The organism is Thermodesulfovibrio sp. 3462-1 (genome assembly GCF_040451425.1).
In the GTDB taxonomy this organism is placed as follows: domain Bacteria; phylum Nitrospirota; class Thermodesulfovibrionia; order Thermodesulfovibrionales; family Thermodesulfovibrionaceae; genus Thermodesulfovibrio; species Thermodesulfovibrio obliviosus.
Genome location: NZ_CP144374.1, coordinates 1,668,030 through 1,679,841, shown reverse-complemented (window position 1 = coordinate 1,679,841; position 11,812 = coordinate 1,668,030). Strand labels below are relative to the sequence as shown.

Genomic DNA, 11,812 nt, shown 5'->3' with positions numbered 1-11,812 from the left:
AATTAGTAAAATAAAAGAGAAAAAAATCTTTGAATGAAAGGATTTAAGATACTGTTTTTTTATCGAAATCTTAGTAGACGGTAATGCCTGATTCTTTAAAGTAGACTTTCCCATATCCTTTATATACACTTTTTAAATCATCGTAAACATCCACTCCAAGAAATTTTTTAAATATTTCTGCTGCCTTTTTTCTTATCTCTATGTCACTGAATTTATTTGGATATATAACTTTGCCAATAAAATAGGCATTAGCAAATATAATTTCAAGATTTGTTCTGTAAAAATTATGGGGAAAAACAGTATAAACATTTCCTTCCTTTACTGCTTTAAGTTTTTTATAAAACTCTTTGTTTTTTAAATAATCATTATTCACAACAGAAAGTCCGCCTGTATCAATGAAAATATATTGAGGATTCCAAATTAAAAGCATCTCTTTGTCAATAAAAACATGACCCTTTCTGCCTGTTTCATCAACAACATTTTTTACATTAAGCCACTGAAGTGAGGGATAATTGGCTACAGTACTTGTTATTCCGTGCGCACCCCTTGCACTTATTCCTCCTATATAAACTGTTGGTCTGACTGAACCTGCTGTTCTCTTTTTTAGGTCCGAAATGCATTGTTGAATGTATTGGTTAAGTTCATTTGCTCTTTCTTCTCTGTCAAGAATCTTTCCAAGAAATGTAAAGGTATTTAGAATATCTTCAATTCTTAAACCCCCTGCTTCTGCAAACCGAATAACTACAACAGGAAGCCCTGTTTTTTTCTGAATCAGTTCTGCATCGTCAACTTGAAAGGTTATGACCAGATCAGGCTTAACTGTGATAAGCTTTTCAAAATCAGGAAGCTTGCCAGGCCCACCTTCACCAATTGAAGGAATATTCTGCACCTTATCCTTTATTACAAGCCAGTAAGCCTTTCCTGTCGCAGGAATGCCTTTCATAACTCTCTTTTTTTCTATCCCTTCAATTCCTACAATCTTATCAAATGCTTGAAGATAAACAATATAGCGCAAAGAACCAGATAGTGCCACAACTCTCTCAACCTTTTTTGGGATTGTAATCTTTCTTCCAGCCATATCAGTTATTGTGACCATTTCTTTTGCACTAATATAAGATGCAAAAATAAAAATAAAACCTATCATTAATAAAACTTTTTTCATTTACCGTCCCTCTGGTTTGTATTTAATATAGGATTTTATATCAAGAATGGGATTTTCATCATACAAATCAAGTCTTCTTAATCTGACTATGTTATCTGTTACATCAAGAAACTTAAGCACAGAAAGTCTTATTGAATTTTGTCTGTGAGTTGAAGAGGTGCTAAAAACTCCTCTTATTTTATTCAAATAGGATAGCTTTTGAATAGGTTTTTCAGGGCCAGAGGCATTAGAGTTGTGAAAGCCTAATATGACAACCATTTTGTTTCCTGCCTTTATATTCCTTAAGCCGAGCTTTGTATTCTGGCTCAAGAACAATTTCTCCCTCCACATCAGAGACACTCCAGTGTCTTAGCAGGTTTTCTGCTTTTGTCCTTACATATTCAATTAATCTGAATTTATAATCCTATATTAATACTCTCTAAAAACTCCTCAACTTCTCTGAAGGCATCTGAAGTTTCTGGAACTTTTCCATCAATTGAAAAACTATAAACATCAGGTGAAAAGTGTATTATGCCTGAGAGAGGCAACCCTTTTTTCTGAATTATTTCTTTAACCTTATTTTCAATGTTAGCAGGCATTTTGTTGATAATAAAATAAACATTTTTACCCATCTTTTTAGCAAGTCCAATTGCCTTCTCAGCAACTTCAATAGAGTCAAGATAGGGCTCTGCAACTACTATAACTGTATCAATCCCCTTTTCTATCCCTCTTCCAAAATGCTCCACACCAGCTTCTGTATCAACAAGCATAACTTCATTATCCTCTAACTCAATTTTTTCAATAAACTCCCTGCTTACGACTCCCATTGGACAAGCACATCCTTCCATAGGTTCTTTAATCTTTCCTATGCTAACTATAGCCAGATTGCCATCTTTTTTGATAAATTCTGCTGGAATATCATTAATGCTGAATGTATCCTTCTCAATTAAGCTCATTTTTGGCTCTTTTACTCCAGACTGAAATCTCTTGATCATACTTTGCTGCACACTTTTTTTACCTCCAAGAAAATCCATAAACGAAGAGGGAGGTTCATTGAAACCAAAAAGCCTGTAAAGTGTTTGATTGCTTTCATCAGACTCAACAACAATAACTTTCTTTCCTCTCTTTAAAAAAGCTTTTGCAAGTGCGTAAACAATAAAACTTTTACCAACGCCACCTTTCCCACATACCGCAATCTTTTTCATTGCCTACTCCTCCTTAAAAGGCAAATGATATAGAACTCCTCATTGTAAATGGAGCACCCACTCCATAAGTTGTGCCTGATACAGTATCATCCATTGCTTTGATTATAGAAACATATTTTTTATCAAAGATGTTGTCAAACTCAAGAGATATTTTCAATTCCTTGAGCATCCCTACTTTCTCCTTAACATATTTTAATTTCAAATCAAACACGGTATAGGAGGGAATTTTTTCTTTATGTTCAGCATTTCCATATCTTTTTCCAAGATAACGCATCTGTGGAATTATTTCAAAGTCCTTATATTTTGCGATAATACCTGCTATAACAGTCCATTTCGGAACATCCACCACCTGTTTACCGTCTGTTGAAAACACTTGACCTGAGTAAGTTATATCCCCATCATAGGTTAAACGATTGAAGGTGGGATTAAGATAAAATGTGAGCCAGTCGGAGACATAAACAGTGGTTCCTATTTCAAAGCCATATCCCTTTGCTTTCCCGATGTTTTGCTGATAGTTTACAGGTTTGCCAGCATCCAGCACTCTTGGATCTGAAACAGTAGTCAAAAGATTTTTATGTTTTGAAAAGAAAATTGTTGGATTTACCTCTATGAAATCCATATGAAATCTTAAGCCTATGTCAATATTGTCAGACTTTTCAATGTCTCTATTTTTAAATAATTCACTTAAAGGAATCCCAGCAGCTACAAATTGCCTGTAAAGTCTGTTATATGTATTTATAATTGGCATATAGGCATATGGTCTTATATAGTTTCTGCCATAACTTAAATATACTTCTATGTTTTCATTAAAAATATAGGATACACCAGCTGTTGGAAGCCATATATCATATGTCTCTGCTTTTCTATCAAGGTATGGCGCTCTTTTTAATACAGGATTGCCTCTATTATCAAACTCAGTTATATATCCCTCACTGGCTGAATCTTTAAATTTAAAATATTTAATACCTGCCTGCCAGTTGAATTTATTTATGGTTCCTGCAACTTTAAAGTAGGGACTGTAAACATAGGTTTTTCCAGTAGTTGCCATAACTCCATAACCTTCGTACTTCAGGCTACCACCTGGATTAATCCGGTAGTTTTCAGAGTAAATATTCATATCATTTGCTTCATAGTGATATCCTGCAGTTGCTTTAATTTTATTAAAATCAATGGCAATCTCTGCTATGATACCCTCTCTTTCAATATCTCTTGTTCTTTTCTGAACACCTGGCTGACCCTGAATATTGTTAGAACCATCCCATATTTTGGCATCTTCTTTTGAAATGTAGGGCTTCAAAATAATTTTCATGTTATTCGTTATTTTTGCAGCAATTGACATAAAAAGATCTCTGTTTTTGTGATATTCCTCGTTAAATTTGTAATAAAGATAATCCTGACTCGGGTTGCCGGTTATTGAACTGTTAAAATCAAGACGATAGTATCTATCCAGGTTTTTTATTTGTTGATAAGTTAAATAACGATACTTATGATGTCTTATTTCATTGAAGTTTCCCCAGATTTTAATCTCTATGTTTTTTCCAATTGGCTGAACAAAAGTAAAATTTATATTGTTTCTGGGTCCAATTTCTCCAGGACCTTTCCATTTATCCTGGTCTGTATAAGAATAGGAAAGAGAAAATCTTGTCTCAATCGGTTTTATTTCTCCCGAATCAAATCTAAAATAAGTTTTTCTATACTCAAAAGAACTAACAGATTGGGATAACTTTAACCCCATCTCTTTTTGAGCCCAAAGTGGTCTCAACTCAATGGCACCACCTCTATTTCCAACACCTGAACCTAAATCAGCAGGAACTGCTCCTTTGTAAACCGCTATGCTTTGAAAGTTTTCAAGGTCATAAATATACGCTCGTGGTCCCATTGGATTTCCACCATAATTAGGAATACCTTCCACAGTCATCGCACCAAGATCGCCTCTTACTCCTCTGATTCTTATCTGTGCCTGCTCTGTGGCTAAATTATTAGCATCAGCACTTTCAAAAACTACACCTGGCAGAATTGAAATTGCCTCGTATACATTTGTTTTCCCTCTCTCTCCAGAAAGTTCTATTCCCTTTGTTGTTATTTCTGTGCCTGTGTAAACTGTCTCACCAGTTTGCTTTGTAGGAACAACTATTTTCTTTCCAGTAACCACAATCTCCTCGAGCTTTGCATCCTTTTCTTCTGCAAAAACAGGTAAAATAGGGCTTAAAACAAACATGATAAATGAAAGAGTCTGAAAACTCTTTTCTACGCCCCTACTTAAAAAATTTTTCCAGGATCTACTCCTTGTAAGATCTTTAATTAATTCAATATCCATTTTTAATGTCTCTTTTAAAGCCCTAGTAATTTTGTTCCAATCTCGTATTACCATTTTATATCCCCTCCTTTCTTATTAATAACTACAATTATATTTTTTAATTGATAACAATTTATAATACATTTTTTAAATTTATATTTATAACTACAATCATAATTTTTTATTAATAACAATCGTAACACAATTTTTTAAATTTATCAAGACTTATTTTTAAAAATTTAAATATTCCTTGCTTGAAAGGCATAGCCTCTTCGTTAGCCTAACTATATAAAAAAAGCCGTGCCAGGGATACAATTCCCTTGCACGGCCTACTTGACTAATCTACCCTTCTTGGGTTGAAATGTTAAAGCAAAAAATTTAATTTCCTATCATGTTCTATTATAGAATCCAAACTTTTTGGAATTTTTAAGTATTTCTGTGTAATATTAATAGAAATTGAAAATGTCATTACAAGATTGATTTATTACTTTTTAAAGCTCCTTTAGTGTTACTTCCCAATAAATATCCAATAAATATAAACAAGTCTGTTACAGTATACTGTAAGATTTTATTCTTTTCAGCCAATTCCATAGGAACAAGACCATTTTAGCCAAAATTTAATATTATCTCCTGATAATCCTTTGTTTTTGCTCCCAGCCTTGAAAGAAAATGATTACCAATCATCAAGATGCCTTCCAGAGCTCTTCCTAAATAGTGTTTTGCGATAAGATAGTTTCTTTTGTTGTTAATAAATTCATCTCGATTAATCCTTTTTAATCCGTCCATTTCCCTCAATACTTTTTCAGTTTAAAGTTTATTTGTCTATATAAGAGCATGAAAAATTATAACAGATAGATAATCTTGTCCACTAAGAATATGCTATTACAAACTTTCGTCCTTCAACTTCTATTATTTTTACATTTATATCATAGACATTTTTTAAAAGGGAAGGTTCAATTATGGAGGAGTCTCCCATATGATAAATTTTCCCACTTTTCATAAAAATAAAATAATCAGCCAACCCAATAGCAAGGTTAAGGCCATATAGCACGATTATTGTAATTAAGTTCAACTTTTTTGTTAATTTCCTCAAAAGTTAAATCGATTTTTATAGAGCTCCAATGACTGCTTAGTTTTATGCGCTAACTATTTAGTTTTATGCGCCAAATTTAGCTAATTTTCCAGAATGAGCTAGCAATAGAGGCATTAATTTAAAGCTTGGGAAAATACCAAGTTCACCTTTCAAACACTCTCTTTCAGTAAATCTTTGCGATAAGTTTCCTAAACAATAAGGAGAATATATTAAAACTGGAACAGGATGCCAGGAATGAGACTTCATCGAACAGGGAGTTGAATGATCACCTGTTATGGCTAAGACATCAGGCTTTAAAGATAAAATTTCTGGAAATTGTTTATCAAATTCTTCAATTACTGAAATTTTCCCTTCAAAATTTCCATCTTCACCAAAGGAATCGGTTTTCTTAATGTGGATAAAGAAGAAGTCATAATCATTATAATATTTTTTCAAGGCATTGATTTCATCTTGAATGGTTTCTCCCTCAAAGGTTATAACATCCATACCTACAAGCCTTGCAAGGCCCTTATACATAGGGTATACTGCAATGCAAGACTAGAAAGACCAAATCTCTCATGGAAAGGCTCTATGTCAGGTTTTACTGAAAAACCTCTTAAAAGCACATAATTAGCCTTGGGTTCGTTTTTCAAAAGCTCCCCTGTAATTTCAATAAATTTTTGAGCAATCTCTGCTACCTTTTGGGCCTCTTCATTTTCACCCTTAGGTAAATAGGGTTCTTTACCTGTAGCTTGAGGATCTGTATCATTTATCTTTTCAGCAAGAGGTGAAAGCTTATAGGGAAATCTTAGCAATAAAGAAAAGCGATGTTCTTTACCTGAACATAAAATCACTTCAACATCATCAATTTTCTTAATATTTTCTGATAAATACCTGATCAAACGCTTATTTTCTTCTGTAGATATCCTTCCTGCTCTACGATCAACGACAATAGGCTTTCCTGCTTCATAGGTTACAGTAGCAAAATTTCCCCTAATAGCCACATCTGTCTCTTTTACCTCAAGTCCTACACCTAAAGCCTCAAGAATTCCTCTACCAATTTCTAATTTCAAAGGTTCATATCCGAATAAGCCAAGATGTCCAGGTCCACTTCCAGGAGTAATTCCATAATCAACAGGTATATGTAAACCTGTAGCAGAAAATTTTACTATCTTATCAAGATTAGGAGTTGAAGCAAGTTCAAGGGGTGTCCTACCCTCTCTTACTCCTAGGTCTCCTACTCCATCAAGCACAATAAGTATAATTTTAACTTTTTTATCTTTTTTTATTAATTTTTTGAGGTAATTCATGGGATTCCTCCTCAAGGCTACAGCTAATGAAATTATTAATCATCTTTTTTTTAACTCTTCAATCTCTTCTTCGTATTCTTTTACAGGTCTTTCAATTCCACAGGTAAGGCACCTTACCTTGCCTTTTGCTCAGGTTCCAGTAATAATTGCCTTCCCTCCACAATATTTACACTTAAGAAAGTCTTCCATCTACTGGACCTTAGATTGGAGATATTCCTGAATTAGATTGTCTGGATTTGCCTCGGGTGTTTCTGCAATAAGAACCCTTATTTGATTAGCTGAAAGTTTGTCTGCAAGCTCCTTTGGTGGATTATGTAACACTATATGAGTGGCAACTTGTTCTTTCAAAAAATCAATTAAATCCTGATCATCAGGTTTCTTAACAACATCTTTTACAAGAATCTTACTGTTTTCAATATCGTATAAGGCAAATAACTCCATTTTTTCAATATTAGGTTCAAACTTTTGAGGAGTTGAGACAGGACAGGCAATTCTCATAAACTTTTCTTCCAGGACCTCACGTACCATTTCTTCCGTTGCCGAAACAATATTTCTTATTAAATCTTCAAAAGCCTGAGCTGTCACACTCTCAGGATAGGCTCCTACAATAGGTTTACCTCTATCACCAGTATCAACGATGCGTGGATCAACAGGAATTTTCCCAAGAAATCTTATTCCCATTTCCTCAGCAAGTTTTTGTCCTCCCCCTCTTTTAAAAAGATCAAGGGGTTTTCCACAATGAGGACAAATAAACCCGCTCATATTTTCAACAAGTCCAAGAATCCTCATTTTTACCTTTTGACAAAATCTTATTGATTTTTTAACATCAATTAGAGAAACTTCTTGAGGTGTTGTGACAATTAGAGCATAAGCATCTGGTATAGTTTTAGCTACTGTTAATGGTTCATCCCCTGTACCAGGAGGGGCATCAATAATGAGATAGTCAAGTTCACCCCAATCAATATCTCCAATAAATTGTTTAATAGCTGAAATCTTAATAGGGCCTCTCCAGATAATGGCAGAATCCTCTGAAGGAAGAAGAGGTTCAATGGAGAGAAATTTAAGATTAGGGGAATATTTTATAGCCCCAAGCCTTCCATCAGGTCTTCTGGTAAGTTTTAAATCCCTTGCCCCAAGCATCTTGGGAACGCTTGGTCCATGTAAGTCCACATCAAGAAGTCCTACCATAAAATCTTGCAAGGATAGACCTACAGCAATGTTTACTGCTATGGTGCTTTTCCCTACCCCTCCCTTGCCTGACATTACCATAATTTTGTGTTTTATTTTAGAAAGCTGTTCCCTAACCTTTTTATCTTGCTGATCAAGAATCACACTCTTTTCTCTTCCAATAGGCATAGAAAGTTCCTCCTAAGTGAGCTTATAGTTTAAAAATTATTTTAATACATCCTAATTTAATGTCAAATTAGATGCTAAGTGGGTTAGAATTAAAGAGGAGTTTATTAAATTAAAGTAACTCAAATTTTTTCCGAAAATTATAAAAAACTCTCTAAAAAAGGGGACTATTATGAAAGTCGAACTCTATAAAAATTTGGTCTTAGATCAAACTTTAGCACAAAAGGGAAACTTTCCTAATGAAGCAACGAAAGTTATAAAAAAGAAATTATTAAAGAGCCCTCCCTAAGAATAGATAAGGAAAAGCTAAAGGAAATTGCCGAACATTTTAAGGAATTTTTGACCCTCTTTGACCTTGATGCAAAGATAGTTTATGATAAAAAATATGAAACTCTTGTGGTTCAGGTTATAAGAAAAGACACAGGAGAAATAATAAAACAAATCCCCCCTGAAGAACTTCTTAAACTATCCCAGAGATTGCAGGAACTTGTTGGGATTCTCCTACAGCAAAAAGTTTGAACTCTTGTCAAAGCAATTTCATCGTGGTAATTTTCATTTGATCTAATTTAGACTTTCCTTAAAATCTCAAGGAAGGAGGTATTTTCATGAAGGAATACACAGTAGCTGTAGTTGGAGCAACTGGGGCTGTAGGAAGAATGATGATCAATGTCCTTGAAGAAAGAAACTTCCCAGTAAAAGAATTAAGATTATTTGCCTCACCAAAATCAAAGGGAATAAAAATCCCTTTTAGAGGTGAAGAAATTAATGTTGAGGTTCTTGAAGAGACTAAAAGTTTCAAAGGAATTGACATAGCTCTTTTTTCTGCAGGGGCCCAAAGAAGCTTAGAATATGCTCCCAAATTTGCAAATGATGGTGCTGTAGTAATTGATAATTCAAGTGCCTGGAGGATGGATCCAGAGGTCCCCCTTGTAGTTCCTGAAGTTAACCCTCATGCTATTTCCAAATACAAAACCGAAGGTATCATTGCTAATCCCAATTGTTCTACTATTCAAATGGTGGTAGCCTTAAAACCTATCCATGAGGTAGCTAAAATTAAGAGAATTGTAGTCTCCACTTATCAATCCGTTTCAGGGGCAGGACAAAAGGCTATTGATGAGCTTATAAGCCAGATTAAGGCTTGGTGTTCAGGAGAACCTCTACCTCCTGCTAAACATCTACCTCAAACTATAGCTTTTAATTGTATTCCTCACATAGATGTTTTTTTGCCAAATAGATACACTAAAGAAGAAATGAAAATGGTTGAAGAGACTAAAAAAATTATGGAAGACCCTAGTATTAGGGTTACAGCTACTACAGTAAGAGTTCCTGTCTTTTACGGTCATGCTGAATCTGTAAATGTAGAAACAGAGAAAAAATTGTCGGTCGAAGAGGTAATAGAGATTCTAAGAAAGGCACCTGGGTAATAGTTCTTGATGATCCTCAGCAAAAACTATATCCCCTGCAAATTGAAGTAGCAGGAAGAGATGAAGTTTTTGTGGGAAGAATTAGAGAAGATTTTTCGATTGAAAATGGCTTAAATCTCTGGATTGTGGCAGACAATTTGAGAAAGGGTGCAGCCACTAATGCTGTGCAAATTGCGGAAGTCTTAATTGAAAAGTATTTATAGCCTTGCAAATCTTCGTAGAAGAAAAGGCCCTACCCTACTCTCTCACCCAAGCGATTATAAATAGATTCTCAAACTATCAAATTATTCCTTCCTATGAAGCCTTCCAATGGGAATTCTTACCTGAGGAAAAATTAGTTAGTTTGGGAAAAAAGAGACTTTTTATCCTTGAGTTTAAAGGAGACTTTATTAAACCCTGCCCGGGAACTAAAAAATATCTTTGTTGTGGATATAATATCTTTCACATAGGAGAGGGCTGCCCTCTTGATTGTTCCTATTGCATTCTTCAAGTTTATCTAAATAGACCAGGACTTAAAGTATGGGGAAATCTTATAGAGGATGGTTTTAAAGTCCTCGAAAATTTTTTAAGGCTACGTAAAAATCAGGGGAAGATAACAAGAATTGGAACCGGAGAGTTTACAGATAGCCTTGCCCTTGAGAGAATCACTCAGCTTTCAGAAAAATTAATCTATTTTTGGAAAGAAAAATCACCCTATGGAGTGCTTGAACTGAAAACCAAGATTGCTCTTACAGAGGAGTTTTTTAGTAAATTTGAAGGAGATCCGCGCATAATTTTTGCTTGGTCCGTTAATACAGAGAGAATCATTGCAACTGAGGAAAAAGGAACAGCTTCCCTTTGGGCACGGCTTGAGAGCGCAAAAAAAGCTGCTGAAAAGGGATTTAGTGTGGCCTTCCACTTTGATCCTATAATTTTCTATCCAGGAGCTGAAGCAGAATATCCTCAAGTTCTTGCAACTATTTTGCATAACCTTCCTCACAATAAAATAGCCTGGATAAGTCTTGGAACTTTAAGATATCCTAAAATTTTAAAAGAAATTGCCCAAAAGAGATTTCCTCATACCACTATTTATTCCTATGAATTTATTGAGGGGCTTGATCAAAAGAAAAGATATTATATTGAAATCAGAAAAGCTCTTTACCAAGCCTTCGGTAAACTTATCAAAGAGACACTAAATGATATTACCTATTACTTTTGTATGGAGAGTGAGAGAATATGGGAAGAAGTCTTAGGTATTCCTCTAAAAAGCTCCGAAGAGGTTGCTCAAAGACTTGACAGAGTTGCTATGAGATTATGTTCCCTTTAATTTTTTTTAGTATTCTTTTAGCATTAAATGCCTGCACATCCAAAAATTTTTCGAAGTATACCTGTTTGGATTGCCACAAAAAGGAGACTTTTTCTCATGCAAAGATTTCCTGCACAGTTTGTCACGGGGAAAAGAAGGAACTCTAAATAAAAAAGAGGTCCATAAAGGACTAAATAACTTTACCACTTACGAAGAGGTTGAAAAGAGCTGTGCAAGCTGTCACCCTGAAGAAGTCAAAAATTTCACAAATTCTCTTCATTTTACTTACGAAAGGGAATTAAAAAGTATTTTTAAAGGTTTTGGAATTTCTCTAAAAGTTAGAAATTTTTATGAATTTTCTAAGCTTGAAGGGAACTTTAGTACAAAAACGGGTCTCCTAATTGATTTTCTTAAAAGAAGATGCCTTACCTGTCATATCTTTAACCAAGGTGAAAATTATCCTAAAACTACGAGAAAAAGGGGATGTCTTAGTTGCCATAAAATTCATGAGGGCTTAAAACCAAAGGATGAAACTTGCCTTTCCTGTCATTATAGCATACGCGTTGGATGGGATTATTATGGCTATTCTCCCCATCCTTGGTTTATAGATTATCGGTCACCCTTTATTGAGGGTAAAGTCCCGGAGAGACCTTATGGAATTGAGGCCTATAATTTAAAGAGAGATATTCACAAAGAAAAAAATTTTTCTTGCATAGACTGTCATAG

The 11,812-nt window shown here is 34.5% G+C and carries 9 protein-coding genes and 2 pseudogenes; 3 read left to right on the top strand and 8 right to left on the bottom strand.

Translation table 11 applies throughout. The features are described from left to right. Nucleotides 1-70 precede the first annotated feature (70 nt). From V4D31_RS08810 to V4D31_RS08775, 8 genes and pseudogenes are all read right to left on the bottom strand, one after another. A complete protein-coding gene (locus V4D31_RS08810; protein WP_353686066.1) occupies nucleotides 71-1,162 on the bottom strand; it encodes an iron ABC transporter substrate-binding protein in 1,092 nt (363 codons plus the stop codon). Next, nucleotides 1,163-1,420, bottom strand: a complete 258-nt coding sequence (locus tag V4D31_RS08805; RefSeq protein WP_353686065.1) for a TrmO family methyltransferase — start codon at nucleotides 1,418-1,420, stop codon at nucleotides 1,163-1,165. 137 nt (nucleotides 1,421-1,557) lie between these two features. Then, entirely contained in the window at nucleotides 1,558-2,346 is a 789-nt protein-coding gene (locus V4D31_RS08800; protein WP_353686064.1) for a P-loop NTPase, read from the bottom strand. A 13-nt stretch (nucleotides 2,347-2,359) separates the two neighbouring features. Then, on the bottom strand, nucleotides 2,360-4,717 hold the full coding sequence (locus V4D31_RS08795; protein WP_353686063.1) for a TonB-dependent receptor: 2,358 nt from the start codon (nucleotides 4,715-4,717) through the stop codon (nucleotides 2,360-2,362). 531 nt (nucleotides 4,718-5,248) lie between these two features. Beyond that, a complete protein-coding gene (locus V4D31_RS08790; RefSeq protein WP_353686062.1) occupies nucleotides 5,249-5,428 on the bottom strand; it encodes a hypothetical protein in 180 nt (59 codons plus the stop codon). A gap of 82 nt (nucleotides 5,429-5,510) precedes the next feature. Further along, nucleotides 5,511-5,642 (bottom strand): hypothetical protein, encoded by a 132-nt coding sequence (locus tag V4D31_RS08785; RefSeq protein ID WP_353686061.1) that lies wholly within the window; start codon nucleotides 5,640-5,642, stop codon nucleotides 5,511-5,513. 156 nt (nucleotides 5,643-5,798) lie between these two features. Beyond that, nucleotides 5,799-7,024 (bottom strand): annotated as a pseudogene (locus tag V4D31_RS08780) (2,3-bisphosphoglycerate-independent phosphoglycerate mutase). A gap of 189 nt (nucleotides 7,025-7,213) precedes the next feature. Beyond that, nucleotides 7,214-8,380 (bottom strand): Mrp/NBP35 family ATP-binding protein, encoded by a 1,167-nt coding sequence (locus V4D31_RS08775; RefSeq protein WP_353686060.1) that lies wholly within the window; start codon nucleotides 8,378-8,380, stop codon nucleotides 7,214-7,216. Nucleotides 8,381-8,644: 264 nt separating this feature from the next. Between V4D31_RS08775 and V4D31_RS08770 the strand changes: the two genes are divergently transcribed. The 3 genes and pseudogenes from V4D31_RS08770 (at nucleotide 8,645) to V4D31_RS08760 (ending at nucleotide 11,107) form a co-directional block, all read left to right on the top strand. After that, nucleotides 8,645-8,896: a flagellar protein FlaG gene (locus tag V4D31_RS08770; protein WP_353687100.1), complete on the top strand. Its 252-nt coding sequence runs from the start codon at nucleotides 8,645-8,647 to the stop codon at nucleotides 8,894-8,896. Nucleotides 8,897-8,982: 86 nt separating this feature from the next. After that, nucleotides 8,983-10,004 (top strand): annotated as a pseudogene (locus tag V4D31_RS08765) (aspartate-semialdehyde dehydrogenase). 140 nt (nucleotides 10,005-10,144) lie between these two features. After that, nucleotides 10,145-11,107, top strand: a complete 963-nt coding sequence (locus V4D31_RS08760) for a radical SAM protein (protein WP_353686059.1) — start codon at nucleotides 10,145-10,147, stop codon at nucleotides 11,105-11,107. Nucleotides 11,108-11,812 lie beyond the last annotated feature (705 nt).